Origin of the sequence: Arthrobacter celericrescens (assembly GCF_003614925.1) — a bacterium.
Lineage (GTDB): Bacteria > Actinomycetota > Actinomycetes > Actinomycetales > Micrococcaceae > Arthrobacter > Arthrobacter celericrescens.
Genome location: NZ_QYLP01000099.1, coordinates 1 through 26365, shown reverse-complemented (window position 1 = coordinate 26365; position 26365 = coordinate 1). Strand labels below are relative to the sequence as shown.

General features: G+C 67.6%; 27 protein-coding genes. 13 read left to right on the top strand and 14 right to left on the bottom strand.

The window, feature by feature from the left end; genetic code table 11:
• Positions 1-10 precede the first annotated feature (10 nt).
• Together guaB and D3654_RS18610 are read right to left on the bottom strand one after the other, a co-directional pair.
• Positions 11-1522, bottom strand: a complete 1512-nt coding sequence (gene guaB / locus D3654_RS18615) for an IMP dehydrogenase (protein ID WP_120522948.1) — start codon at positions 1520-1522, stop codon at positions 11-13.
• 204 nt (positions 1523-1726) lie between these two features.
• Positions 1727-3811: an acyltransferase family protein gene (locus tag D3654_RS18610; RefSeq protein ID WP_245413331.1), complete on the bottom strand. Its 2085-nt coding sequence runs from the start codon at positions 3809-3811 to the stop codon at positions 1727-1729.
• Between the two features lie 173 nt (positions 3812-3984).
• Between D3654_RS18610 and D3654_RS18605 the strand changes: the two genes are divergently transcribed.
• From D3654_RS18605 to D3654_RS18595, 3 genes are all read left to right on the top strand, one after another.
• On the top strand, positions 3985-4974 hold the full coding sequence (locus D3654_RS18605) for a DUF389 domain-containing protein (RefSeq protein ID WP_120522946.1): 990 nt from the start codon (positions 3985-3987) through the stop codon (positions 4972-4974).
• Positions 4975-5085: 111 nt separating this feature from the next.
• Positions 5086-5466 carry a PadR family transcriptional regulator gene (locus D3654_RS18600; protein WP_120522945.1) on the top strand — a complete coding sequence of 127 codons (381 nt, stop codon included), beginning with the start codon at positions 5086-5088 and terminating at the stop codon, positions 5464-5466.
• A complete protein-coding gene (locus D3654_RS18595) occupies positions 5463-6470 on the top strand; it encodes a hypothetical protein (RefSeq protein ID WP_120522944.1) in 1008 nt (335 codons plus the stop codon). The genes D3654_RS18600 and D3654_RS18595 overlap by 4 nt, the downstream gene beginning before the upstream one ends.
• Positions 6471-6527: 57 nt before the next feature.
• On the opposite strand, the gene groL is transcribed toward D3654_RS18595, so the two are convergent.
• The 3 genes from groL to D3654_RS18580 all read right to left on the bottom strand — a co-directional run bounded on the left by groL (position 6528) and on the right by D3654_RS18580 (position 9104).
• On the bottom strand, positions 6528-8141 hold the full coding sequence (gene groL / locus D3654_RS18590) for a chaperonin GroEL (protein ID WP_120522943.1): 1614 nt from the start codon (positions 8139-8141) through the stop codon (positions 6528-6530).
• Between the two features lie 81 nt (positions 8142-8222).
• Complete coding sequence (gene groES / locus D3654_RS18585; protein WP_070347908.1) at positions 8223-8519, bottom strand: co-chaperone GroES; 297 nt, start codon at positions 8517-8519, stop codon at positions 8223-8225.
• Positions 8520-8702: 183 nt separating this feature from the next.
• Positions 8703-9104: a hypothetical protein gene (locus tag D3654_RS18580; RefSeq protein ID WP_245413327.1), complete on the bottom strand. Its 402-nt coding sequence runs from the start codon at positions 9102-9104 to the stop codon at positions 8703-8705.
• A gap of 69 nt (positions 9105-9173) precedes the next feature.
• On the opposite strand from D3654_RS18580, the gene D3654_RS18575 reads away from it, so the two are divergent.
• Entirely contained in the window at positions 9174-10445 is a 1272-nt protein-coding gene (locus D3654_RS18575; RefSeq protein WP_120522942.1) for a THUMP-like domain-containing protein, read from the top strand.
• A 9-nt stretch (positions 10446-10454) separates the two neighbouring features.
• On the opposite strand, the gene D3654_RS18570 is transcribed toward D3654_RS18575, so the two are convergent.
• From D3654_RS18570 to D3654_RS18560, 3 genes are all read right to left on the bottom strand, one after another.
• Positions 10455-11273: a shikimate 5-dehydrogenase gene (locus D3654_RS18570; RefSeq protein ID WP_205571858.1), complete on the bottom strand. Its 819-nt coding sequence runs from the start codon at positions 11271-11273 to the stop codon at positions 10455-10457.
• Positions 11274-11375: 102 nt separating this feature from the next.
• Positions 11376-11498, bottom strand: a complete 123-nt coding sequence (gene ykgO, locus D3654_RS18565; RefSeq protein ID WP_074588393.1) for a type B 50S ribosomal protein L36 — start codon at positions 11496-11498, stop codon at positions 11376-11378.
• 38 nt (positions 11499-11536) lie between these two features.
• Positions 11537-12679, bottom strand: a complete 1143-nt coding sequence (locus D3654_RS18560) for a GTP-binding protein (protein ID WP_120522941.1) — start codon at positions 12677-12679, stop codon at positions 11537-11539.
• 166 nt (positions 12680-12845) lie between these two features.
• Between D3654_RS18560 and D3654_RS18555 the strand changes: the two genes are divergently transcribed.
• The 7 genes from D3654_RS18555 to D3654_RS18525 all read left to right on the top strand — a co-directional run bounded on the left by D3654_RS18555 (position 12846) and on the right by D3654_RS18525 (position 17809).
• Complete coding sequence (locus D3654_RS18555) at positions 12846-13988, top strand: glutamate--cysteine ligase (RefSeq protein WP_120522940.1); 1143 nt, start codon at positions 12846-12848, stop codon at positions 13986-13988.
• A gap of 298 nt (positions 13989-14286) precedes the next feature.
• Positions 14287-14883, top strand: a complete 597-nt coding sequence (locus D3654_RS18550) for a VanW family protein (RefSeq protein WP_245413326.1) — start codon at positions 14287-14289, stop codon at positions 14881-14883.
• Between the two features lie 193 nt (positions 14884-15076).
• Positions 15077-15421, top strand: a complete 345-nt coding sequence (locus D3654_RS18545) for a PadR family transcriptional regulator (RefSeq protein WP_120522939.1) — start codon at positions 15077-15079, stop codon at positions 15419-15421.
• A gap of 2 nt (positions 15422-15423) precedes the next feature.
• Positions 15424-15798, top strand: coding sequence for a DUF1048 domain-containing protein (locus D3654_RS18540; protein ID WP_120522938.1), 375 nt, complete (start codon positions 15424-15426; stop codon positions 15796-15798).
• Complete coding sequence (locus tag D3654_RS18535; protein ID WP_120522937.1) at positions 15791-16576, top strand: ABC transporter ATP-binding protein; 786 nt, start codon at positions 15791-15793, stop codon at positions 16574-16576. The genes D3654_RS18540 and D3654_RS18535 overlap by 8 nt, the downstream gene beginning before the upstream one ends.
• Positions 16573-17337 carry an ABC transporter permease gene (locus tag D3654_RS18530; protein WP_120522936.1) on the top strand — a complete coding sequence of 255 codons (765 nt, stop codon included), beginning with the start codon at positions 16573-16575 and terminating at the stop codon, positions 17335-17337. Before D3654_RS18535 ends, D3654_RS18530 begins: the two co-directional genes overlap by 4 nt.
• Before the next feature lie 37 nt (positions 17338-17374).
• On the top strand, positions 17375-17809 hold the full coding sequence (locus D3654_RS18525; protein ID WP_120522935.1) for a protein-tyrosine phosphatase family protein: 435 nt from the start codon (positions 17375-17377) through the stop codon (positions 17807-17809).
• Positions 17810-17819: 10 nt separating this feature from the next.
• Here D3654_RS18525 and tsaD read toward each other — a convergent pair whose 3' ends face one another.
• From tsaD to D3654_RS18495, 6 genes are read right to left on the bottom strand one after another with little or no spacing between them, the layout of a single operon-like run.
• Positions 17820-18917: a tRNA (adenosine(37)-N6)-threonylcarbamoyltransferase complex transferase subunit TsaD gene (gene tsaD, locus D3654_RS18520; protein ID WP_120522934.1), complete on the bottom strand. Its 1098-nt coding sequence runs from the start codon at positions 18915-18917 to the stop codon at positions 17820-17822.
• On the bottom strand, positions 18914-19426 hold the full coding sequence (gene rimI / locus D3654_RS18515; protein WP_120523008.1) for a ribosomal protein S18-alanine N-acetyltransferase: 513 nt from the start codon (positions 19424-19426) through the stop codon (positions 18914-18916). Before rimI ends, tsaD begins: the two co-directional genes overlap by 4 nt.
• A gap of 32 nt (positions 19427-19458) precedes the next feature.
• Entirely contained in the window at positions 19459-20130 is a 672-nt protein-coding gene (gene tsaB, locus D3654_RS18510) for a tRNA (adenosine(37)-N6)-threonylcarbamoyltransferase complex dimerization subunit type 1 TsaB (RefSeq protein ID WP_120522933.1), read from the bottom strand.
• Positions 20130-20804, bottom strand: coding sequence for a tRNA (adenosine(37)-N6)-threonylcarbamoyltransferase complex ATPase subunit type 1 TsaE (gene tsaE, locus D3654_RS18505; RefSeq protein ID WP_120523007.1), 675 nt, complete (start codon positions 20802-20804; stop codon positions 20130-20132). The genes tsaB and tsaE overlap by 1 nt, the downstream gene beginning before the upstream one ends.
• Before the next feature lie 2 nt (positions 20805-20806).
• Positions 20807-22009 carry an alanine racemase gene (alr, locus tag D3654_RS18500; protein WP_120522932.1) on the bottom strand — a complete coding sequence of 401 codons (1203 nt, stop codon included), beginning with the start codon at positions 22007-22009 and terminating at the stop codon, positions 20807-20809.
• Between the two features lie 9 nt (positions 22010-22018).
• On the bottom strand, positions 22019-23167 hold the full coding sequence (locus tag D3654_RS18495; RefSeq protein ID WP_120522931.1) for a PfkB family carbohydrate kinase: 1149 nt from the start codon (positions 23165-23167) through the stop codon (positions 22019-22021).
• Positions 23168-23283: 116 nt separating this feature from the next.
• On the opposite strand from D3654_RS18495, the gene mshA reads away from it, so the two are divergent.
• Positions 23284-24528, top strand: coding sequence for a D-inositol-3-phosphate glycosyltransferase (mshA, locus tag D3654_RS18490; RefSeq protein ID WP_120522930.1), 1245 nt, complete (start codon positions 23284-23286; stop codon positions 24526-24528).
• A 94-nt stretch (positions 24529-24622) separates the two neighbouring features.
• Positions 24623-26320, top strand: a complete 1698-nt coding sequence (locus tag D3654_RS18485; protein WP_120522929.1) for a formate--tetrahydrofolate ligase — start codon at positions 24623-24625, stop codon at positions 26318-26320.
• Positions 26321-26365 lie beyond the last annotated feature (45 nt).

Below are 26365 nucleotides of genomic sequence, written 5' to 3'. Positions count from 1 at the left end.
GGGCCGGCTACTACCGGGAACCGTAGTTCGGCGCTTCGACGGTCATCTGGATGTCGTGCGGGTGCGATTCCTTCAGGCCGGCGGCCGTGATGCGGACGAACTTGCCGCGGGCCTTGAGCTCGGGGATGGTCGGCGCACCGGTGTAGAACATGGTCTGGCGCAGGCCGCCGACCAGCTGGTAGGCCACGGAGGACAGCGGGCCGCGGTAGGCGACCCGGCCTTCGATGCCTTCGGGGATGAGCTTGTCGTCACCGGAGACGTCGGCCTGGAAGTAGCGGTCCTTGGAGTAGGACGTGTTCTTGCCGCGGGACTGCATGGCGCCGAGGGAGCCCATGCCGCGGTAGCTCTTGTACTGCTTGCCGTTGACGAAGATGAGGTCGCCCGGGGACTCGTCGCAGCCGGCCAGCAGGGAGCCGAGCATCACGGTGTCGGCGCCGGCCACGAGGGCCTTGCCGATGTCGCCCGAGTACTGCAGGCCGCCATCGGCGATCAGCGGGACGCCTGCCGGGATGGCGGCTTTCGCGGATTCGTAGATGGCGGTGATCTGCGGGACGCCGACGCCGGCAACCACGCGGGTGGTGCAGATGGAGCCGGGGCCCACGCCCACCTTGATGCCGTCCGCACCGGCGTCGATCAGTGCCTGGGCGCCTTCGCGGGTAGCGGCCTGGCCGCCGATGATGTCCACGTGCGCGGCGGCCTTGTCGCCCTTCAGGCGGGCGATCATGTCCAGCACGCCCTGCGAGTGGCCGTTGGCGGTGTCCACGAAGAGTGCGTCCACGCCGGCGTCGATCAGGGTCATGGCGCGCTCCCAGCCGTCACCGAAGAAGCCGATGGCGGCGCCGACACGCAGGCGGCCTTCCTCGTCCTTGGTGGCCAGCGGGTACTGCTCCGCCTTGGTGAAGTCCTTGGTGGTGATGAGGCCCTGCAGGCGGCCCTGCTCGTCGACGAGAGGGAGTTTTTCGATCTTGTTCTTCGCGAGTAGGTCGGACGCTTCTTCGCGGCTGATGCCCACGCGGCCCGTGACCAGCGGCATCTTGGTCATGACTTCGCTGACCAGGCGCGACGGGTACTCGCTCTCCGGAACGAAGCGGGTGTCTCGGTTGGTGATGATGCCCAACAGGCGGTTTTCGGCGTCGACGACCGGCAGGCCGGAAACCCGGTAGCGGGCACACAACTGGTCCAGTTCCTGCAGGGTGGCTTCGGGGCCGATGACCAGCGGGTTGGTGATCATGCCGGACTCTGAGCGCTTCACGCGGTCCACGTGGTCGGCCTGGTCTGCGATGGAGAGGTTGCGGTGGATCACGCCGAGGCCGCCCTGGCGGGCCATGGCGATGGCCATGCGGGACTCCGTGACGGTGTCCATCGCGGCCGAAAGCAGCGGGGTCTGGACCACGATCCGCTTGGAGATCCGGGAGGACGTGTCGGCGTCGGACGGGATGACGTCCGTGTGGCCCGGAAGGAGCAGGACGTCGTCGTAGGTCAGGCCTACGAAGCCAAAGGGATCGTGTTCGGGCTGGGTCATGAGTGCGCCTCTTACCGTGTTTCGTGGGGTCTAAAGGGTAGGGGTTGCAGCAGATGACCAACCCGTCATTACGGGACTGGCCTGTGCAGGAGGTGGGGCAGGTATTGAGTAAATATTAGAACCTCGCGGACGATCCCCATATTCCACGGCGGCAATGTGAGCAAGCACACCAGGCCGCCTGCCGCCGTCGGGCTGTCCGCTCGGTTATTTCCACTTGGTGGCGGCCAGCAGCCGCCGCTCGAACATGGGGATCATGGTCTCCACGTAGGTGCGGGTGAGGTGGTTTTCGTCCTTGTAGACGTACACGTTGCCGACCACGGCGGGGCAAACGCCCTCGGCGCAGATAAAGTCGCTCATGTCCATCAGGTAGAGGCCCTTCACCTTGCCGCGGTAGTCGTCCAGCGGGGAGGACGCGGCCAGGGACTGCTCCAACGGGGTGTTGCAGTCCGGCGAATCCGGGCCCTTCTTCTGCACGCATTCGGGCATGTTGATGGCGAAGCGCGGGTTATCCCGGATGCCCACGATGTCGATGCCGGCGTCGGCGAAAGGCTTGATGCCTTCGAGGTAGCCGGGGACCTCCGTCTCGAACGGCGCCTCGACATGGGTCAGGGACGCCACCGTGAACACGGCATCCGGTTTGTGCTCCAACACGTAGGTTGCGCTGGCCTTGTTGAAGTCGTTGCAGTCCTGCGGGCGGTCCGGGAATTCGGCGCCGAAGCGGCAGTTGCCCTTGAACAGAGTGACGATTTCCCAGCCGTGCTTCTTGGCGATCGGCCCGAGTGCGGCCATGTACTGCTGGGCGTGCGAATCGCCCAGCGCCACGATGTGCTTGACGGGTTTAGACGCCGGGCTGATCTGCAGGCAGCCCTGGAGCAAGGGATCGGTGGGCACGTTGGCGCCGGTGCACAGCCCGTCCACATGGGCCCATTCGTCATCCATCGCCGAGGGGCCGGGGATGATCCGGGCCTCCGGCGTGGGCTTGCCGGCGTTCTCCGGCGTCAGGGCGGCAGCGCCGGGCGTCAGTTCCTTGGGCTGGGCGGCAATGGCCGCGTTGTCCGCGGCGATCATGCCCTGCCAGGCGCTCAGCGGCAGGGCGAGCATGGTGCCGCATGCGGCGATCACGACGGCGGTGCGCCAGGTGCGCAGTTTCGGCCACTTCCACTCGCGCAGCGGAGCTTCGACGTAGCGGCTCGTTCCGACGGCCAGGAGCAGGGAGGCCGTCAGGATGCCCAGGCCCAGCCACAGATCGGGGGCGGCAAGGCCGGTGGCCAGGAGGGTGAAGACCAGGAGGGGCCAGTGCCAGAGGTAGAGCGCGTAGGAATGGCCGCCCAGCCACACCAGCGGCTTGGAACCGAGGAATCGGTCCGCTCCGGCGCGGCTCCCGCTCTGCCCGGCGACGATGATGGCGGCCGCGGCCAGCGTGGGCCACAGGGCGACGAAGCCCGGGAAGGAGCGGTCCACCGTGAGGAGCAGGCCGCAGGACAGCATCGCTGCAAGGCCCGTCCACCCCAGGACCACCCGCAACCAGCGGCGCGGTTTCACATAGGGCAGGCCCAGCGCCAGGAGCGAACCCAGCGCGAATTCCCAGAGCCGGGCGCGGGTGTCGAAATAGGCGTAGGCCTGGTTGCTCGCGGTCTGTTCCACCGAGTAGGCCAGGGACACTGCGAATACCGCAGCGAACACGATGGCCAGCAGGCCGCGGTGGCCCAGCCGTCCGAGGGATGCGAACGGTCCGCGGAAGGGGACCTTCCGGAGGAGCGGAACGGCGAAGCCCACGGCGGCGAAGACGAGCGGCCAGAGGACGAAGACCTGGCCCTGGATGGACAGCGACCAGAAATGCTGCAGCGGGCTCGCGCCGGAATGGTTCTGCGCGTAGTAGTCGACGGCGGCATCGGCCAACTGCCAGTTCTGGCGGTAGAAAAGCGTGGCCCAGGCTTCATCGAGCAGGCCGCCCCACCGCGTCTGCGGAACGAGTACCCACATTCCAGCGAGCACGCCGAGGATCACGACCACCACCGCCGGCAGCAGGCGCTTGAAGACGTGGAGCCAGTGGCCAAGGAGCCGCAATTCGCGCCCCTCTTCCAGCTTCCTCGTGAAGGAGAGGGTGAGGAAGAACGCGGAGACCAGGAGGAACACATCGACGCCGCCGGAAACCCTGCCGAGCCAGATGTGGTAGCTGGCGACCATGAGGACCGCCAACGCACGCAATCCTTGGACCTCGGGGCGGAAGTTGCCTTTCGCCCCCGTGCCACCCTGTTTCGAGGCAGCCTGCGGCGCCGTGTTTCCCATAGTCATGACCTGTGCAGATTCCTCAACGTTCGTAACCCTGACCCTCCATGTTACCAATCCGTTACCTGTGGGGGCGAATCACAAGCAAACTGAGGATCCTGAATCGCCTCGGCCGGAGCGTTCCGTAATTAGGCTGGGGGCAGGGATCGCGCACCTACCGACAGGGGGCCAGGATGATTGTCCAGCTTCGCATCTGCGTCCCGGCAGCGTTGTCCGGCACCGTCGTGGACCTGTGCATGGGGCATGCCGGCAGCGCCGAAATCGCGGTTTTCAGGGGCTCCTCGGTGGTTCCGGCCGGCGACGTCATCACGGTGCAGCTGGCCCGGGAATCCGTGGAAGGCCTCATGGAGGAACTCCACGGGCTGAGGGTTCCGGAACTTGGCTCGGTCTCGGCCAGCACGCCCGAGCTCGTGCTGTCCGAGCGGGCGGACAAGGCATCCAAGGAGGTTCCCGGAGAAGGGTCGGACGCCGTCATCTGGGATGAGGTTTCGCGCCAGACGGGCGAAGACTCAAGACTGACCTGGAGCTACCTGGCGTTCCTGGTGATCGCGACCCAGTTGGCCGGCATCGGCATCGTCACCAATTCGGCCATCGCGATAGTCGGCGCCATGGTGGTGGGGCCGGAGTTCGGTCCCTTGGCGGCACTGGCCCTCGGTTTGGTGGAGCGCAAATGGGCCATGGTGCGCGCAGCGGCGGTTGCGCTGGCGGTGGGATTCCCCGTTGCCATGCTCGTGACGGCTGCCGCGGCCTGGATCTCGATCCCGCTCGGGCTCTACCCGCGTGACGTCCTTGACCACGGCCAGGCCGTCGAATTCATCTATCATCCGGGACCGTATTCGTTGATCGTTGCCGCCCTTGCCGGCGCCGCCGGCATGCTCTCGATGACCAGCCACCGCTCGTCCGCCCTGATCGGCGTCTTCATTTCGGTGACCACCGTCCCGGCCGCCGGATACATCGGCGTCGCACTTGTCCTGGGCGAGGCAGGAAAGGCTGCAGGCTCCGCAGTGCAGCTTTTCCTGAATCTGCTTGGCATTGTGGTGGCCGCAGCCGCGGTGCTCCTGTTCCTCAAGTTCGCGCAACGGCGCGGCGAAGCAAAGCGCGCCCTCAGCAAGACTCCGGCCGCCCGGGCAAGGCCCGGAGCCCCGCGCCCACCCCGGCGCTGAGCCAATCTGGTCCCCGCCAGAAACCTCCGGCGCGTCGTACTTCACGATGCACACTATTGCGCATTGCGTAGTAGTGTCTGATCCATAGCAAGCAAAGCGACTGGAGAAACCATGGATTCGACGCAACTTCTCAAGGGGGTCCTGGACGTGGCAGTGCTCGCGGTGTTGAACCGGGAAGACGGATACGGGTACGACGTCGTCCGGCGGCTCCGTGCGGCAGGCCTCGAAGACGTCGGGGACGCCTCCGTTTACGGCACCTTGCGGCGCCTCTACGCCAACGGCGCCCTGACCAGCTATGTGGTGCCCTCCGAAGGCGGTCCGCACCGCAAGTACTACGGGATCAACGAGCACGGCAAGTCCATCTTGGATATCCAAAGCAAGGGCTGGCAGGACTTCGCCCGCAGCATGGACCGGCTGTTGTCCAACGAACCGCTCCCCGCCCTCAACCTTCCGGCCACCGCCGGCCACGACACTCTGGAGGACAAGAAATGACCAGCTCACAGACCGTTCCGGTTGTGGTCGCTGCCTATGCGGAGTCTGTGCGCCGCGAACTGGACGACCTCGCAGCAGCCGACGTCGATGACCTCACCGAAGGCCTCGAAGCCGACCTCATGGAGCAGTTCGAGGACTCCGGCGCGGTTCCGGATCTCTCCCCTGCCGCGTACGCCGCCGAACTCCGCAGTTCCGCGGGCCTGCCCGAACGCACGACGTCCGCAGCGGCAAGCAAAGGACCGGGCCTTCGGGACAGCTTCCTGAAAGCGGGCGCCGATTTCCTGGGGCGCGTCCGGGCGAATCCGGTGTCCAATGCGGTGCTCGAGTTCCTCATTAGGCTGCGCCCGGTGTGGTGGCTGCTGCGGGCGTGGGCAATCTTCCAGATCATCGTCACCCCTCTTTACACGGGCAACTATGTCTTAATCCCTCGCGGCCTGACCGCCTGGGCGTTCCTCGCGGTGCTCGTCGTGCTCAGTGTCCGGATGGGCAGCAGGCCCACGCCCCGCAGGATATGGATGCGGCGCGCGTTCACGACGGCAAACGCCATCAGCATCCTGTTCATTGCCATCATGACGCCGGCGATCCTCTCGCACGCGCTGAACAGCTCTTACAATTCCTCCTCTGCCAGCTACAACTACATCCCGCCGCTCAGTGTGAACGGCGCCGGCGTCGACCACGTCTTCGTCTACGACAAGGACGGAAAGCTCCTGCGGGATGTCCGGTTCTACGACCAGGACGGCAGCCCGCTCGACATGCCGTTGCCCGACGGCTTGGCTGCGCCCCAGCAACTCCCCGCCGCGGCTCAGCCGGGCGAGCCGTTCGGGCCCGGCCTTATGGATCCCTACGGCCAGGAAGCCACGGGCACAGAGCCGACCCCAAGCTCCCCCGCCTCGAACCCGTCGGACACGGAAAGCGGAAGCGCGGCGCCGTCGTCGTCGGCTTCTCCCAAGGCCCCGACACCGGCAGGCAAGGCGAGCCCGGCTCCAACCGTGAGCAGCAAGTAGACAGCAGAAGACCCGGCTCCCCGCATGGGGAACCGGGCCTTCTGTCACGCGGAAACGCTAGTGGCTGTGGCCTGCGTGGGCGTCCTCTTCGGCAGCCGGCTTCTCGGCCACCAGGGTCTCGGTGGTGAGAACCAGGGCGGCGATGGAAGCGGCGTTGCGGAGTGCGGAGCGGGTGACCTTGACGGGGTCGATCACGCCGGCGGCGATCAGGTCCTCGTACTCACCGGACTTCGCGTTGAAGCCGTGGTTCTCGGCCTGCTCGGACACCTTGGCGACGACGACGTAGCCGTCGTAGCCGGCATTCTGGGCGATCCAGCGCAGCGGCTGGGTCAGCGCACGGCGGACGATGCCGACGGCAGCAGCAGCGTCACCTTCCAGCTTGTTGACCTGGCGGTCGTCATCCAGAGCCTTGAGGGCGTGGATGAGGGCCGAGCCACCGCCGGAAACGATGCCTTCTTCAAGGGCAGCACGGGTGGAGGACACGGCGTCCTCGATACGGTGCTTCTTTTCCTTGAGTTCGACCTCGGTGGCAGCGCCGACCTTGATGACGCCGATGCCGCCGGCCAGCTTGGCCAGGCGTTCCTGCAGCTTCTCGCGGTCCCAGTCCGAGTCGGTGCGGGCCAGCTCGGCACGCAGCTGGGCAACACGGCCGGCCACGTCTTCGGCAGAGCCTGCGCCGTCAACGATGGTGGTGTTGTCCTTGGTGACCGTGATGCGGCGTGCGGTGCCGAGAACCTCGAGGCCCACCTGGTCCAGGCTCAGGCCAAGCTCCGGGGAGACGACCTGGGCGCCGGTGAGGGTGGCGATGTCCTGCAGCATGGCCTTGCGGCGGTCACCGAAGCCGGGAGCCTTGACGGCCACGACGTTCAGGGTGCCGCGGATGCGGTTCACGATCAGCGTGGACAGGGCCTCGCCGTCGATGTCTTCGGCGATGATGAAGAGCGGCTTGGCGGCCTGAAGGGCCTTCTCCAGCAGCGGCAGGAATTCCTGCAGCGAGGAAATCTTGCCCTGGTTGATCAGGATGAGGGCGTCTTCGAGGACCGCTTCCTGGCGCTCTGCGTCGGTGACGAAGTAAGGGGACAGGTAGCCCTTGTCGAACTGCATGCCCTCGGTGAGGACCAGCTCGGTCTGGGTGGTGGAGGATTCCTCGATGGTGATGACGCCATCCTTGCCGACCTTGCCGAAGGCCTCGGCCAGGAGCTCACCGACCTCTTCGCTCTGGGCGGAGATGGCGGCGACGTTGGCCACCTGGGTGCCTTCGACTTCGCGGGCGTTGGCCAGCAGGCGGGCGGCGACGGCTTCAACCGCAACCTCGATGCCGCGCTTGATCTCGCCCGGGGCGGCGCCGGCGGCAACGTTGCGCAGGCCTTCCTTGACGAGTGCCTGTGCGAGCACGGTGGCGGTGGTGGTGCCGTCACCGGCGACGTCGTTGGTCTTGGTGGCGACTTCCTTGGCCAGCTGTGCGCCAAGGTTTTCGTAGGGGTCGTCCAGTTCGACTTCGCGGGCGATGGTGACGCCGTCGTTGGTGATGGTGGGGGCGCCCCACTTCTTGTCCAGCACGACATTGCGGCCGCGCGGACCAAGGGTCACCTTGACGGTGTTGGCGAGCTTGTCGATGCCGGCTTCGAGCGAGCGGCGGGCAGCGTCATTGAACGCAAGCTGCTTTGCCATGGTTGTGTCCTTTCAAGACGGAAAACCCGCACCGCGGGCGGCCGGAAATCCGGTCCGGCCTGCGGTGCGGGGTCCAGGGAATTACTTGACGACGATCGCGAGGACGTCGCGGGCGGACAGCACGAGGTACTCGGAGCCACCGGTCTTGACTTCGGTTCCGCCGTACTTGGAGTAGATGACGACGTCGCCGACTGCGACGTCGACCGGCACGCGGTTGCCGTTGTCATCGAAGCGGCCGGGGCCTACTGCGACAACTTCGCCTTCCTGCGGCTTTTCCTGGGCGGAGTCCGGGATGACCAGGCCGGAAGCGGTGGTCTGCTCGGCTTCGAGCGGGCGGACAACGATGCGATCCTCGAGAGGCTTAATGGAGACCGACACTCGGATCTCTCCTTTACGTGAGGTAGTACATGGACTATCAAACCAGGGGTGCCTTGGCGGGCTTGCCGTCGTCGCGGTGCCGGCAAGTGCCTGCGGCACGATTAGCACCCTCCATGGGAGAGTGCTAACTCAGACTCTATGCAAGCGTTAGCACTCGGTCAAGGTGAGTGCCAGAATTGCCCGCTAGCCGGCGAGGTCCTCGAAGTCCACGTCTTCGCCGTTGTCCTCGTCGTCGCCCTGAGCGGCACCGCGGTTCAGGTACAGCACCACGCCGCCGGCCACGGCGGCGAGGGCGGAAACCACCAGCACCACGAGCGAACCGATCCGGACCCCCGTGTAGCTTTCGCGGATGTCCTGGGCCTCCTGCGTGGCGTCCTGGACGCTCTTGCCGGTCATGGAATAGGCGGCGGCGTTGAAGGAATCAAGGAAGAAGACAATGACCAGCAGGACGATGCAGACGACCGCGACGGCGATGCCGGCGATCAAGGCGGGACGGGCGTAGACGGCGAGCCGGGCAGGGATCCTGCTGCCCGGCTTGGGGATCGGTGTGGGGTCTTCGGACTGGCGGCTCATGCTGTCTTCCATGCAATCAACCCTATCCGTCCGGCTGCGCCGGCGCCCGCGCCAGGCAGCGTGGCAAGTAGGCTGGAAGGCATGCCCCACAGCTCCCAGGCGCCGGACGCCGCGGCCCCCCATGGCCGGATTGCCGACCAGATAGCCCCCTTGCTGACCACGGAAGGCTGGGAGCTGCTGGCCTCGCTGGGCCCGTACCGCGAGAGCGAGTCCCTTGCCCTGAACACGGCCCTCCGCAAGGCCGGGCACTCCCCCGAACTGGTCTCCGCCGTCCTCACCCAGTCGCGGCTGCGGACCCGGGCGGAGGCGAAGTTCGGTGAGTTCGCCCGGCAGATGCTCTTCACCCAGGCAGGCCTGGAGCAGGCGACGCGCCTCACTGTGGCTGCCCGCCATGCCGAACGCTTCGCCGCCGCCGGGACCTCCCAGGTGGCAGACCTCGGCTGCGGGCTCGGCGCCGATTCCATGGCGCTGGCGTCCCTGGACATCGCGGTCACGGCCGTCGAAATGGACGAAGCCACGGCCGCCTGCGCCACGATCAACCTCATGCCGTTCCCGCACGCCTCGGTGGTCCACGCGGACGCCACCTCGGTGCCGCTGGACGGGATCGACGGCGTGTGGCTGGATCCTGCCCGGCGCACCACCTCGACGTCGGGCACCACCCGGATCTGGGACCCCGAGGAATTCTCCCCGCCGCTGTCCTTCGTGGAATCGCTGGCCGCGTCCGGGAAGTCAGTGGGCGTCAAGATGGGCCCGGGCATGCCCCACGAGCTGGTTCCCGCGGGCTGCGAGGCGCAGTGGGTTTCGGTGGCCGGCGACGTCACCGAGGTGACCCTGTGGTTCAACAAGGTGGCCCGGCCCGGCATCCGCCGCGCCGCCCTGCTGCTCGGCCCGCGCGGAGCCGCGGAGATCACCAGCGGCGAGGATTTCGACGGCGGCCCGGTCCCCGCCGTCGGGCCCGTGGAAGGCTACCTCTACGAGCCGGACGGCGCGGTGATCCGCGCGGGGCTGGTGGCCGACGTCGCGCTCCGCCTGGGCGGGCACCTGTTGGACGAACACATTGCCTACATCTGCGCCCCGGAGCTGGTGGACACGCCCTTCGCCCGCCCCTACAAGGTGGTCGAGACCATGCCGCTGAACATCAAGGCACTCAAGGCCTGGGTCAAGGCGCAGGGCATCACCACCCTGGACATCAAGAAGCGCGGCGTCTCCATCACCCCCGAGGAGCTCCGGAAGCAACTGCTGCCCGGCGGTTCCGCGAAGTCAAAAGCGAAAGGCAAGGCGGGCAAAGCCGCCACGCTGGTCCTGACGCGGATCGGGGACGAACGGACCGCCGTCGTCGTCGAACCGGTCTGAGCCGGAAAGCTACTGCTCGCGCACGAACGCTTCGGCGGCGGCCACCTGACCGGCGGTCGGCGTGATGCCGGTGTACAGGACGAACTGCTCGAGGGCCTGGATGGTGGCGACTTCCGCGCCGCTGATCACCGTCTTGCCGGCGGCGCGGCCGGCCTTGATGAGCGGCGTTTCGGCGGGGAGTGCGACGACGTCGAACACCACCTGCGCGGCGGCGACGGCCGCCTCCGGGAAGGACAGTGCGTCCGCCTCGGGTCCGCCCGCCATGCCGATCGGGGTGACGTTGACGATGACGTCTGCGGTGCTGTCGCCCGGTTCGGCCTGCCAGGCGAAACCGTAGAGATCCGCGAGCGCACGGCCGGCCTCTTCCTTGCGGGCCACGACGGCGACCTTGGTGAATCCGGCGTCGCGGAACGCCGCGGCGGTGGCCTTCGCCATGCCGCCGGCGCCGCGCAGGAGCACCGAGCAGTCCGGGCTGATGGCGTTGCGTCCGATCAGCTGGGCGATGGCGGTGTAGTCGGTGTTGTAGGCGGTCAGCACGCCGGAATCGTTCACGATCGTGTTGACGGAATCGATGGCCGAGGCCGAGGCGTCCATTTTGTCCACGAGGGCGATGACGTCTTCCTTGTACGGCATGGACACGGCGCAGCCGCGGATGCCCAGGCCCCGCACGCCGGCGATGGCGTTGCCGAGGTCCGTGGGGGCGAAGGCCTTGTAGATCCAGTTCAGGCCGAGTTCCTCGTACAGGAAGTTGTGGAAGCGCGTCCCGTTGTTGCTCGGCCGGGCCGAGAGCGAGATGCAGAGGGTCATGTCCTTGTTGAGGATCGGCATGGGGCTTCCTTCGGATCGCGGGGCTGTAGACCTAGCGTAAGCCGCGCCCCACGGCAGGCGCTCCGCGAACGGAGCCCCGGCCGTCCCCCATGCCGCCGGGCGCTAGCCTTGGCGGGCCTTGAAGCGCGGGTTCAGTTTGTTGATGACAAAGGTTTTCCCGCGGCGGCGCACCACCTGGGCGCCCGGGATCTTCTTCAATGCGCGCAGCGAATTCCTGACCTTCATGTTTCTCCTTCGATTGCTGTTGTTACAGGTGGCGTTTGTTACAGGGTGGCTTCGAGCTCGAACGGGTCCTCCAGCTCCCGGAAGTCCCGCAGCATTTCCTCTTCGCTGAGGGCGCAGCCGTCCAGCAGCTCGCGGATTTCCGCGGCATCCACGTCTTCCCCGCGTCCGGTGAAGGCAAGCACCGTCCCGCGGTCGCCGAAGCGCGGATGCCAGCCGAGGGCGGCGTCGACGTCGGACACTCCCCCGCCGTTCCCGTCGGCCTGTCCGGCCTGGTCCGCCTGCCATTGGCCGGTGCTTTCCAGCCAGACCCGGGGCCCGACGCCCTGGACGGCGATCCGGGTCCGGGCGGCGGAGGCGATCCACAGCCGGCCGCGCAGCCAGTGCGATCCGGCCGCCAACTGCGGCAGGGCCTGCCGGAACCGCCCCGGGTGCAGCGGTCGCTCCACCTTGTGGAGGACAGTGAGGAAGCAGCCGGATTCGGTAGCCAGCGGCACGCGCACCGAGCCTCGCCGGGCCCGGGCGGCGGCCTCGCGGCCGTCATAGCAGCCGGCACGGAACGTCCCGGAAGGCTCGACGACGGCGGCGTGCGGGGCCAGTTGTGCCAGCAGTTCGGTGCCCTGCCGCCAGGGCTCGCTCCCTTCGCGCTCAAGGCCGGCGAGCGCGGCTCCGAGGCCCGGATAGGCCAGGACAGTATCCGCGTGGGCTAGCTCGCCGACAAGGAATTCCCCGCTGGTCCGGCCATCCTCCGGCATGGCCGTGAATCCGGATTCGAACAATGTGTGCTTGTCCCAGATGTGGTCTTCCAGATCGGCGGGATCGATGGCCAGGACCGCGTAGTCGATGACGGCGTCCCGGCTCAGACCCCGTCCCAGCTCCGCCACGGCCATCTCCACGGACACCCCCGGCGGCAGGGCCAACACGGCATGCCCGTAGCCGAGGCCGGCGAGCCGCTCGACGGTGGGAACCACGTCCAGCCGGACCGTGCAGCTGAGGCAGCCGTGTTCCAGGACTGTCTCGGCCTGTTCGAGCACGCGCCCGCCGGAGAGGACTCGGCGGAGGACGACGGAATCGTCCAGAAGGTCATGGAAGACGGTGACGGAATCGGGATGTCCCTGGTCAAGCCGACCCGCTGCGGCTTCACGGCAGCGGCTGTCCAGGGAACTGACAACGGAAAGATGCATTGCTCAAGCCTATATGAAAATCATTCTCATTAGCAATGATCGGAGGTACGGCCGTATTACTCGCGACGGCGGAAGAATCCCCGTGCTGCACTAGACTTGGGGCATCCGCTGAGGGGTCCCGCAGTGGGCATCGCCCAGGGACTTGGACACACTAGAGGGGACCTCCGTGCAGATTGATTTCGCTTCATCCAGGCAGTCGACCCTGGGAGTGGAATGGGAACTTGCGCTCGTCAACGCCCGCACCGGGGAACTGGTCTCGGTGGCCAATGAGGTACTTCGTGGCGTCGCGGCCCAGCACCCCGAATTGAACGAAGACGACGAGCACCCCCACATCAAGCGCGAACTGCTGCTGAACACGGTGGAACTCGTCACCGGAATCTGCACCACGGTCCGGGAAGCCAAGGACGACCTGGCCCGCTCGCTGAAAGCCGTCCGGGAAATCACCGACCCCATGGGTGTAGAACTGTTCTGTGCCGGCAGCCACCCCTTCAGCCCGCCGCAGCTCCAGCCCGTCACGGACAAGGAACGCTACGCCAAGCTGATCGACCGCACCCAGTGGTGGGGCCGGCAGATGGTGATTTACGGTGTGCACGTCCACGTCGGCCTGGACCGCCGGGACAAGGTCCTCCCCGTCCTCGACGGGCTGGTCAATTACTTCCCGCACTTCCAGGCCCTGTCCGCCTCGAGCCCGTTCTGGGGCGGCGAAGACACCGGCTACGCCTCCCAGCGCGCCCTCATGTTCCAGCAGCTGCCCACCGCGGGCCTGCCCTTCCAGTTCCCGGCCTGGTCCGAATACGAGTCCTACGTCCAGGACATGTTCACCACCGGGGTGATCGACACCCTGTCCGAGATCCGCTGGGACATCCGGCCCGTCCCGAACCTCGGCACTATCGAGATGCGCATCTGCGACGGCCTGGCCAGCCTCGAGGAAGTCGGGGCCATCGCCGCGCTGACCCAGTGCCTGGTGCACGAGTTCTCCACCATCCTGGACAACGGCGGCACCATCCCCACCATGCCGCCGTGGCACGTGCAGGAAAACAAGTGGCGGGCCGCGCGCTACGGCATGGATGCCATCATCATCCTCGACGCCGAAGGCAACGAGCAGCTGGTCACGGAGCACCTCAAGGAAACCCTGCACCGCCTGGCCCCGGTCGCGGCGACGCTCGGCTGCGAGGAGGAACTGGCCGACGTCGCGAAGATCATCGCCCGCGGTGCCGGCTACCAGCGCCAGCGCCGGGTTGCGGCAGAGCACGACGGCGACCTGCAGGCCGTGGTCCTGGACCTCGTGCAGCAGATGCGGGCCGGCTGACGCCTTTCTCTGCGGGCAAGACAAAAACACATACTGGGGGAAAAATTGGGCCGCAGGCTCTTCTGTGAACTATTACCGCTGACGTACTGGCTTTCCGTCCGGAAGATGATCCTGGCCCGTAAGGTCCGCGATTTCCTGTCCGGGACCGCCTTTCCCAGGAAACGCAGCGAACAGGGCCCTGCCGGAAGTCATCTACCGGCACAACTCACTGATCCGGCGGAAGCTCGGCAACGTTGACCTGCACCTGCAGGAGAACAAAGCCATCAGCCTGGGAATTGCAGCGCCCTTGGTGGACCAGGTGGTCATCCGCCCCGGCGAGACCTTCTCCTTCTGGCAGCTTGTGGGGCGCTGTACGCCGGCCAAGGGATACCGTGTTGGCCTGACCATCAACAACGGCCGCGCGGAATCCGGCGTGGGCGGCGGACTCTGCCAGTTCACCAACCTCCTGCATTGGATGGTGCTGCACAGTGAGCTGACCATCGTGGAACACCACCACCACGGCGAACTGGACCTGTTCCCGGACTTCAACCGGCAGATTCCCTTCGGAACGGGCACGTCGATTGTCTACAACTACTTGGACTACCGCGTCCGCAACGATACGGACCAGAGCTTCCAGTTCCTGGTCCACACCACGGAGGAACACCTCTGCGGTGAATTGCGTGCAGAACGGCCCTCGTCATCCAAATTCCACATCCGGGAAGAGGATGCCTATTTCCAGGAAGCCGGCAGCCAGGTCTACCGGCACAACAGGATCATCCGGCTTACCCGCGACAAACGCACCGGAAACATCATCGACAGCAAGGAAATCCTGGAGAACTACGCCCTGGTCAACTATGACCGCGCCCTGATCACCTCCGACATCCGCCCGGACGAGAGGGCCGCCGTCGAAAGCTGACGACACTCCAGGCGACATCCGCTGCACACAAGCCCTGGCGCTACGGGAATTCCCGTGGCGCCAGGGCTTTTCCGTGTCGAAAACATCCACAATAGGGCTATTGCACTTTCACTACTCAGCGATACTATGTACCAGTAGTCAGTAACACTTAGTACTGGTACATAGTCTTACCAAGTAGTTAGGAGGTGGCCGCATGGGCAAGCAGATTACCGAGATGCTCAAGGGCACGCTGGAGGGCATTGTCCTCGCCCTGCTGACCGGGAAACCGGCCTACGGCTACGAGATCACCACCCTGTTGCGGGACCAGGGCTTCACCGACATCGCCGAGGGCACCGTATATGCGCTCCTGGTGCGGATCGAGCAAAAGGGTCTCGTCGACGTCGAGAAGCGCCCGTCCGAGAAAGGTCCGCCGAGGAAGGTGTACTCGCTCAACACTCAAGGCACGCAGGAACTCGAAGAGTTCTGGAGGACGTGGAGCTTCCTCGCAGAACGTATCGAACAGCTCCACAGCACCGACCGAATCGAAGGAGAAAAGTAGCCATGGCTGCCAAATGGATCGAAGCGCTCACCGGCCCGCTCGAACAGAAGAAGCAGTACAAGCAGGCCAAGGCGCGCCTGGATGCGCTGCCGGAGCCCTACCTCGGCGCCGCGAGCGCCTTCAACCGCTACCTCATGTACTACGGCGGCGTCACCGACGGCGACACCATCGTCCAGATGTTCGCCGACTTCGCAGATCTCTGGGAGCGCGCCGCCGTCGACCACACGCCTGTCGTGGACATCGTCGGCGAGGATCCCGTCGAATTCGCCGAGGCCTTCGCCCAGGCGTACGGCGGCAAGCGCTGGATCGACAAGGAACGCGCCCGCCTCATCGAGGCGGTCGAGAACGCGAAAAGGAAGGAGGCCGGCCATGACTGAGGCCGCCATCCGGGTCCGTGGCCTGGAGAAGTCCTACAAGGAACTGAACGTGCTGCGCGGCGTCGACTTCGAGGTGGAGCGGGGCAGCATCTTCGCCCTCCTCGGTTCGAACGGGGCAGGAAAGACCACCCTGGTCCGCATCCTCTCGACACTGCTGAAAGCCGACGCCGGAACCGCGAGCGTCCACGGTTTCGACGTCGGCGCGGAGGCCGCCGAAGTGCGCGGCTCGATCAGCCTCACGGGGCAGTTCGCCGCCGTCGACGAAGTGCTCACGGGCCGGGAGAACCTCATGCTGGTCGCGAAGCTCCGGCACCTGGCGGACCCGGGGGCGGTGGCCGACGGGCTGCTCGAACGCTTCTCGCTCACCGAGGCCGGCGGCCGCAAGGCGGCCGGGTACTCGGGCGGCATGCGGCGGCGGCTCGACATCGCGATGAGCCTGATCGGGAACCCGCCGGTCATCTTCCTCGACGAGCCGACCACCGGGCTCGACCCGCAGGCACGCATCGAGGTGTGGCAGACCGTCAAGGAGCTCGCCAGGAACGGCACCACGGTGCTCCTCACCACGCAGTACCTCGACGAGGCCGAGCACCTCGCCGACCGGATCGCGATCCTGCACAAGGGCACGATCATCCAGAACGGCACGCTCGAGGAGCTGAAGCGGCTGCTGCCGCCGGCCGAAATCGAGTACGTCGAGAAACAGCCCTCCCTCGAAGACGTCTTCCTGGCGCTCGTCGGGGAACGCGCTGAAGAAGCTGAAGAAAAGGAGGCCTCCCGATGACCACCCACGTCCTTGGCGACACCGGCGTCCTCACCGGCCGCTCACTGCGCCACATCCTCCGCAGCCCGGACACCATCATCACCACCGCGGTCACGCCGGTCGCGCTGATGCTGTTGTTCGTCTACGTGCTCGGCGGTGCGATCAGCACCGGTTCCGGCGGCTCGTACATCAACTACATGCTCCCCGGGATCCTGCTGATCACGATCGCTTCCGGCATCGCCTACACGGCCTACCGCCTGTTCCTCGACATGCAGGGCGGCATCTTCGAGCGTTTCCAGTCCATGCCGATCGCCCGGTCGAGCGTGCTCTGGGCGCATGTGCTGACCTCGCTGGTCGCCAACCTCACTTCGGTGGCGGTGGTGGTCGGCGTTGCACTCCTCATGGGGTTCCGCACCGGGGCTTCGCTGGGCGCCTGGCTGGCGGTCACCGGCATCCTGGTCCTGTTCACATTGGCCCTGACCTGGCTGGCCGTGATCGCCGGGCTTTCCGCGAAAACAGTCGACGGCGCGAGCGCGTTCAGCTACCCGCTGATCTTCCTGCCGTTCATCAGTTCCGCGTTCGTGCCGACCGGCACGATGCCCGGACCCGTGGCCTGGTTCGCCGAGAACCAGCCGGTGACCTCGATCGTGAACTCCATCCGGGCCCTGTTCGCGCAGCAGCCGGTGGGCAACGAACTCTGGATCGCCCTGGCCTGGTGCCTGGGACTCCTGGTCCTGGCCTACGCCTTCGCGATGGCCGCGTACCGGCGCAAAATCAGCTAGTACCGCGGTTCAGCCAGTAGCGACGTACGGTTGATGCATGGATGGCTGGGGCACGGAACCAGGGGTGGTGCGGCTCCCTGACGGCCGCATCATCCGCGGCACCGGGATCCGGCGGCCCCGCAGCCAGGCGCCGGCTCCCGACTTCGCCGTCTACCTGCTGGGCCGCGATCCGCACGTGACCCAATGGCCCAACCGTTGGGTCCGCTGGCGGGACTTCCGCCTGCCGGACTCGGCGGAGGACGCCGTCGACGCGCTACGGGAGGCACACACGCGGGCCGCCGTCGAACGGGTCGAGATCGCCTGCGGCGCCGGGATCGGACGGACCGGAACAGCAATCGCGGTCCTGGCCATCATGGGCGGAATCCCGGCCGACGAGGCCATCGACTGGGTCCGCACGAACTACCACCCGCGCGCCGTCGAGACCCGGGGCCAGCGTGCCTGGATCGCCTCGGTGGCGGCCTCGCTTGCCTGAGCAGTCAGTATCAGACCGAAACGGTGGTGACGGGCAGCGAGGAATCGGGGGCGAACGCGACGCCGCTCGGCCCGATCCCGGCCATCACCAGCTGGGCGCCGAGGGCGGCCACCATGGCGCCGTTGTCCGTGCACAGCTGCAGGGGCGGAACGTGGAGCGTGATGCCGGCGGAACGGCAGCGCTGCCCGGTCAGTTCCCGGAGCCGCGAGTTCGCAGCCACTCCCCCGCCCAGCAGCAGTTCCGTGATCCCGTTCTCCCGGCAGGCCAGCACGGCCTTGGACGTGATGATGTCCACCACCGCTTCCTGGAAGGCGGCGGCGATGTCCGCTACCGGGATTTCCTCGCCGCGCGCTTCGAACTGTTCCACGCAGCGGGCGACGGCGGTCTTGAGTCCGCTGAACGACCAGTCGTAGCGGTGCGGGCCGGGTTCCTCGGCGGTGCCCATGTACTTGGGCTGGCTCAGCCCGCGCGGGAAGCGGATCGCCTTGGGGTTTCCGGTCCTGGCCATCTTGTCGATGGCGGGCCCGCCCGGGTAGCCGAGCCCGAGCAGCCGGGCGACCTTGTCGTAGGCTTCCCCGGCGGCGTCGTCGATCGTCGAACCCAGAAGCTCGACGTCGTCGGTGATGCTCCGGATCCGCAGGATCTCCGTGTGTCCGCCGGAGACCAGCAGGGCGCCGAGATTGTCCGGCAGGCGGTTTCCGGACATGCGGTTTCCGGACATGTCCAGCAGCCCGACGCCCACGTGCGCCACCAAGTGGTTGATCGCGTACAGCGGTTTCCCGCTGGCCAGGGCGAGCGCCTTGGCGGCGCAGACCCCCACCATGAGGGCGCCGGCGAGTCCCGGGCCGGAGGTCACGGCGATCGCGTCGATGTCGTCCAGGGTGACGCCGGCGGTGCGAAGGGATTCCTGCAGGGTGGGCACGAAGGCATCCAGGTGGGCTCGGGAGGCGATTTCCGGGATGACCCCGCCGAAGCGCACGTGCTCGTCCATGGAGGAGGACACCGTGTTGCTCAGCAGGGTGGTGCCGCGGACGATGCCGACGCCGGTCTCATCGCAGGAGGATTCGATGCCGAGGACGAGGGGTTCGCTGGCGGGTGCGGGGTTCACGCGGTGGGTCCTTCTGTGGTGGGTCCTTCTGCGGCGAGGCCGTCGGTGGCGAGGCCGTCAACCAGCGGCAGCCTCATGATGAGGGCGTCGGTGCCGTCGCGGTAATAGCGGGCCCGGATGTGGATCTGCTCGAAGCCGAAGCGCAGGTAGAGCTGCTGGGCCCGCGGGTTGTCTGCCCGGACTTCCAGCAGCACGTCGTCGGCCCCGCGGCGCCGGGCCTCGGCGATCAGTTCGGCAAGCACGGCGGAACCGATGCCGCGGCCCTCGAACTCGGGGACCACGGCGATGGTCTGGATGTCGGCGATGGGCTGGACACACATCAGCCCGGCATAGGCCACGATCCCGCCGTCGGCTTCGGCCACCACGTAGCGGCGGGTCTCCGGCTGGGAGAGCTCGTCGACGAACATCTGCAGGGGCCAAGCGTCCACCGGGAACAGGCGCCGTTCCAGCTGTGCGACGGCGGCCAGGTCGCCGTCGTTCATGTCCCGCAGCACCACGCCGTCGGGCATGGCCACGGTGTTCAGGAACTCCTCGGGGACTGTCACAGCGCACGCTTCCTGGGGCCGGGCACCTGGGCGTCGGATTCGCGCAGGTAGAGCGGGGTGGAGTCCGGCAGTTCGCGGCCGGCGGCCAGCAGCGCGAGGGCGAACTGGCCCAGGGAGGCCGCGTTGGGCTGGGTGTCTTTGAAATCCTCGTCGGCCTTGACAACCTCGGCATAGATTCCGGCGCCGGCCCCATACACCGGAAGCTCCGGCAGGTCGGCGGCGAAACCGACGTGCGGGCCGTCCGCCAGTTCGGGGAGCTGACCGCCGCGCAGGGTGTACCGGGCCCAGTAGACCTCCTTGCGGCGGGCGTCGGTGGCCACGAGGAATTCGGCGGGAGCCCCGGTGGACTCGGCCACTTCCAGGGCGATCGCATCAAGGCTCATGAGTCCGCGCAGAGGCTTGTTCCAGGCAAAGGCGAGGGTGCGTGCGGTGGCGATGCCGGAGCGCAGCCCGGTGAACGGGCCGGGGCCGACGCCGGTGACGATCAGGTCTATGTCCGCACTGCTGACGCCCGCACCAGCGAGCAGTTCTTCGATGCCCGGGGCCAGGACCTCCGCGTGGCTGCGGGTGTCCTCGGTGGCGAAGGAGTCCACCACGCCTTCCATGGCGTCGTCGGAGATGAGGGCGGCACTTGCCACGGCAGAGGTGTCGATGGCCAGGATCAGCATCAGTTGTTCTCCTCCGGAAGAGCTGGGGCCTCGTGAAGGGCGGGCGCCCCATCAAGGGCGGGCGCGAGGACATCGGGCACGGTGGCCCAGCGGGGGCCGAAGCCGCGGAACACGATGGTGCGGGGTTCGTCGTCCTCGTCGGTGTCGAAGTCCAGGACGGCGTCATCTGCTGAATCCGTGGGGGCCGCACCTGGCTGCCCGGCAGCGGCGGTTCCGCCAGCGAGCGAGCCGCCGACGGGCCGGTGGAGTTCGACGTCGAGGCGGCTTTCGGCGAGGTGTTCCACCCGGCCGCGGCCCCACTCCACAACCGTCACGGAGGTGTCCATGGTGTTCTCGAGGTCGATGTCGTCGATTTCAGCCGCAGATTCCAGGCGGTACGCATCCACGTGCACCAGGTCCGGCCCGCCCGGCCGCGGACCGTCGGCCAGGTTCGGGTGGATCCGCACCAGCACGAACGTGGGCGAGATGACCCCGGCCCGCACGCCCAGGCCTTCGGCGAGGCCCTGGGTGAATGTGGTTTTCCCCGCACCGAGTTCACCGGTGAGCACCAGCAGGTCCCCGGCCTCCAACACACGGCCCAGGGCCGCGCCGAGCGCGTGGGTGCCGTCCGCCGTCGGGATCCCGAGCGAGCGTTCCCAGAGCGCCCCGCTGTCCGGGTCAAGCGGGTTATCCAGGCTCACAGCGCGGCCCCTTCGGCCGGGACGAGCTCGTTGACATAGCTGCGCGGAACGCGCGGGCTGATACGGGTGACGATCTCGTAGTTGATGGTGCCGGCCGCCGCGGCCCAGTCGTCCGCCGTCGGGCCGCCATCGGCGCCGTCGCCGAACATGACCACTTCGGTGCCTGGCAGCGCGGCGGCCTGCTCCGGGTCGACGTCGCCGAAGTCCACCACCATCTGGTCCATCGCGATCCGCCCAACCACCGGGTAGCTGTTGCCGCCGATGCGCACCGGACCGCCGGTGGCCACCCGGGGAACACCGTCGGCGTAGCCGAGGGGAACCAGGCCCAGAGTGCTCTTGCCTGTAGTGCGGTAATGCAGTCCGTAGGAGACGCCCTGGCCGTCCGGGACGCGCTTGCAGTTGGAGAGCAGGGTGCGCACGGTCATGGCGGGGCGCAGGCCAAGCTCGGACGAGGGCTGGCCCTCGAACGGCGAGAGCCCGTACAGGCCCAGGCCCACCCGGACGAGGTCGAAGTGCGAGTCCGGCCGGGACAGCGCGGCCGGCGTGTTGGCGATGTGCCGGACCTCGGGGTCCACGCCGGAGTCCTCGGCCATGGCGATCGCCTCGCGGAAGACTTTGAGCTGCTCGTCGGTTTCGGGGCGGTGCGGCTCATCCGCCACGGCCAGGTGCGAGAAGATCCCCACCACGCGCAGCAGGCCGTTGTCCTGGTGCTCCATCGCCGTGCCGAGCAGCTTGTCCCAGTCCTCGATGGTGCAGCCGTTGCGGCCCAGGCCGGTGTCGACCTTCAGGTGGATGCGGGCCGGGCGTTCCTGCTCGCGGGCTGCGGCCACCACGGCGTCCAGTTCCCAGCCGGACACCCCGATGTCGATGCCGGCGGCCACGGCCGCGGCGAAGTTGCTTTCCCGGGTGTGCAGCCAGGCCAGCAGCGGCGCGTCGATGCCGGCGGCACGCAGCGCCAGGGCTTCAGAGATGTGGGCGACGCCGAGCCAGCGGGCACCGGCGTCGAGGGCCGCGCGGGCCACCTGGATGGCGCCGTGGCCGTAGGCGTCGGCCTTGACGACGGCCATGACGTTGGCCGGGGACGCGATGGCCACGAACTGCCGGACGTTGTGCCTGATGGCCTCAAGATCGATGACGGCGGATCGTTCCGAGACGGAGGGGGTGGGAAAGTCGGGGCGTCCGAATGCTTCGTAGCTCACCCATCGATTCTAATGCTGGCCCGGGAGCGCGCTTGACGGCGGACGCAGCGAGGACCGGCGCAGCGCCCCCTCGGGAACCCTGCTGACGATGCCTTCGAGGAAGGCGAAGCGCCTCAGCCACTGGCTGGACTGGCGCTCGGGCCGGGCGTTGGCCCGGTGCCACCAGTCGGAGATGTCCCCCCAGCCCGGGGCGGAGAAGGAACCGCCCAGTTCCTGCACCGAGAGCGAGGCGCAGAGGTTGGCGAAGCGCAGCCGGTCCCCCAGCGGCCAGCCGGCCAGGCAGCCCACGATGAACGCGGCCCCGAAGCAGTCCCCGGCCCCGGTGGGATCGTGGGCCGTCACGGGAAGCGCGGGCACCCACTCCTCCTCGCCGGTTTCGGAATCCACCGCCATGGCACCCTGGGCGCCCAAGGTCACCACCGCCACCGGGACCCGCTCCGCCAGCATGTACAGCGCGGACCACGGGTTGTCCGTTCCGGTGAAGGCCATGGCCTCGCGCTGGTTGGGCATGAAGGCATGGAAGTAGCCCAACTGCTCCAGCCGCCTCCCGGACCACGCACCGCTCGGGTCCCAGCCGGCGTCGCCGAAGACCTTCACCCCGGCCCGGTGCGCGGCCAGCACCCACGGTTCGGCTTCCTCGGCCAGGTCGGCGACGGCGGCAAGCGCCGGGGGCGGGGTGCCGATCAGTTCGGAGCCGCTCAACGGCGCGGGCAGGCCGTGGGTGACCATCGAGCGGTCCTGCTCGACGCACAGGGATACCGTGACCGGCGACGGCCAGCCTTCGAAGCGCCGGGACAGCGAAAGGTCCACTTCTTCCTGGCTTTCGAGGATCTTCCAGTTCAGCTCGCCGTAGCCGTCGTCGCCGAACGCGGCCGCGAGGCTCGTGTGCAGGCCGAGCCTGGCCGCGGCGATCGCCTGGTTCGCAATCCCGCCCGGGCAGCTGCCCATCCCCTGGCTCCACACCTCGGTGCCCGGCTCGGGGCGCTGACCCAGCCCCGTGAAAATGATGTCCTGGAAGACGGTGCCGCTCAGCAGCAGGTCGCAGCCGCCGTCGTCCGCTGCGCCCGGGCCTGGACTGGCGGGACGCACGGCGGCGAGCGGATCGAAACGTTCCCGGCCGTAGTGTTCCCGGTCCTTGTGTCCTACCGGTGCCTCCATGCACGGCAGACTACGCCGCCGCGGGAGGCAGGAGTAGTGTTTTCTCCGCAGGTGTTTAGTCGGGCGAGTGTGGTTCGCCGGCTGCGGCAGAACGTGTTTGGTGCAGGAGGTGTGGCGTGTCACTGATCCGCCGTGTGGCCTTCCTTTCCCTGCACACCTCCCCCATGGAACAGCCCGGAAGCGGCGACGCCGGCGGAATGAACGTCTACATCCGGAACCTGGCCGCGGCCCTCGCGGACGAGGGCGTGGAGGTGGAAATCTTCACCCGCTCGACCCTGGAGGGCCAACCCGCCGTCGAGCACCCGGCGCCGGGCGTATGTGTGCACAACGTGATCGCCGGGCCCGCCCGGAAGCTGCCGAAGGAGCACCTGCCCGAACTGCTGCACGACATGGTGGTCCAGGTCGAACGGATCCGGCAGCAGCAGCCGCACGGGCGCTACGACCTCGTCCACTCGCACTACTGGGTGTCCGGCGTGGCAGGGCTGGAGCTGTCCCGCATGTGGGGTGTTCCGCTGGTGCACACGATGCACACGATGGCGAAGGTGAAGAACCTGGTCCTGGACTCCGGCGAGCGCCCGGAGCCCCGGCGCCGCGAGGAAGGCGAGCAGCAGATCGTCGACGGCGCCGCCCGGCTGGTGGCCAACACCACAGCCGAGGCCGAGGAACTGGTGTCCCACTACGGCGCCGACTTCGACCGGATCGACGTTGCCCCGCCGGGTGTGGACCTGTCCGTCTTCACCCCCGCGTTCCGGAGCCGCTCCCGGCGCGATCTGGGAGTGCGGCCCGGGAGCTTCCATCTGCTCTTCGCCGGGCGGATCCAGCGGCTGAAGGGCCCCCAGGTGTTCCTGGCCGCCGTCGCGCTGCTGCGCAAGCGCCGCCCGGACATCGACCTCGAACTCACCGTCCTGGGCGCCCTGAGCGGGGCGAAGGACTTCAACCTGCGGTCCATCATCAGTGAAGCGGGACTGGACGACGTCGTCACGCACCGGCCGCCGGTGGACGCACCGGAGCTGGCGGGCTGGTTCCGTTCGGCCGATGTGGTGGTGATGCCGTCGTACAGCGAATCCTTCGGCCTGGTGGCCTTGGAAGCACAGGCGTGCGGCACCCCGGTGGTGGCGACGCAGGTGGGTGGACTGAGCCGGGCGGTGCAGCACGGGCGGACGGGCCTGCTGGTCAAAGGGCACGACCCTGCGGACTGGGCCGACGCCCTCGAGGCCCTTTACGACGACCCGCAGACCCGGCAGGACATGGGCCGCGCCGCCGCGGTCCACGCCGAGGACTTCGGCTGGCAGCGGACGGCGCTGCGCAGCCTGGACAGCTACCAGGCGGCTGTGGGCGGGCTGGTGCTGCCGGGGGCGTGAGTGTGGCTGCGCGGCTTCGGCGGCGCCGTCAGTACCGGCTGGTAGATTCCAGGCATAGCTGGAAAGCAGGCCGTTCCGGACCGGAAGGACAACGATGTCTGAAAGCAAGGCTCCTGGCAGCATGAGCGATCTCGAGATCGCGCTCAACGCGACGCTCCGGCCGATCGGGGAGATCGCCGCGGACGCCGGAATTCCGCCCGAAGCCCTGGAACTCTACGGCCCCTACAAGGCCAAGATCAATCCCGCGAAACTCATTCCGCAGCCCGGCAAGGCCCCAGGCAAGGTGGTGCTGGTTTCGGCGATGTCCCCCACCCCGGCCGGCGAAGGAAAGTCCACCACCACCGTGGGCCTGGCGGATTCGCTGGCCCGGGCCGGACACAAGGTGATGATCGCCCTGCGCGAACCGTCCCTCGGCCCGGTGCTGGGCATGAAGGGCGGCGCCACCGGGGGCGGCTATTCGCAGGTGCTGCCGATGGACGAAATCAACCTGCATTTCACCGGTGACTTCCACGCCATCACCTCGGCGAACAACGCCCTCATGGCGCTGGTGGACAACCACATCTTCCAGGGCAATGAACTGGGCATCGACCCCCGGCGGATGACCTTCAAGCGGGTCATGGACATGAACGACCGTTCCCTGCGTGAGGTAGTGATCGGGCTCGGCGGGCCAGTGCAGGGCGTGCCCCGGCAAGACGGCTTCGACATCACCGTGGCCTCCGAGATCATGGCCGTGTTCTGCCTGGCCCGGGACCTGGCCGACTTGCGCGAAAGGCTGGGCCGGATCACCTTCGGCTACCGGTTCGACCGCTCGCCCGTCACGGTGGCGGACCTCGGCGTCCAGGGCGCCTTGGCCCTGCTGCTCAAGGACGCCATCAAGCCGAACCTGGTGCAGACCATCGCCGGGACACCAGCCCTGGTGCACGGCGGGCCGTTCGCGAACATCGCCCACGGCTGCAATTCGCTCATCGCCACCGAAACCGCCCGCGAGCTCGCCGACATCGTGGTCACCGAGGCTGGCTTCGGCGCAGATCTCGGCGCGGAGAAGTTCATGGACATCAAGGCGCGGATCGGCGATGTGGCGCCGTCCGCCGTCGTGGTGGTGGCGACCATCCGGGCGCTGAAGATGCACGGCGGCGTCCCCAAGGAGCGGCTCACGGAGCCCAACCCCGAGGCCCTCGCGGCCGGCGTCGAGAACCTGCGCAGGCACCTGCACAACGTGGAAAAGTTCGGGATCACGCCCGTGGTGTCAATCAACCGCTTCGGCACGGACACCGCCGGGGAACTTGGGTGGCTCCTGGACTGGTGTGCCCGCGAAGGCGTCCAGGCCGCCGTCGCCGATGTTTGGGGTCGCGGCGGCGGGGGCGACGGCGGTGATGAGCTCGCGGCGAAGGTCGCCGCCGCGATCGCGGCGCCGTCGTCGTTCCGGCACCTGTACCCGCTGGAACTGTCCGTGGAGGACAAGATCCGCACGATCGCGCAGGAAATCTATGGGGCCGACGGGGTCGAGTTTTCTGTTCCTGCACAGAAGCGACTGGCGGACATCCGGAAGAACGGCTGGGCGGGCCTGCCCGTGTGCATGGCGAAGACCCAGTACTCCTTCACGGACGACGCCAGCGTCCTTGGCGCGCCCAAGGGGTTCACGATCCGCGTCCGGGACCTCATCCCGAAGACCGGGGCCGGATTCATAGTGGCCCTGACCGGCGCGGTGATGACGATGCCGGGCCTGCCGAAGGAGCCTGCGGCGATGCGGATGGACGTGGACGCGGACGGGAATGCGGTCGGGTTGTTCTGAGTTCGGGTTGTTCTGAGGCCGGGGGCTTTGGGGTCGGGGGCCGGG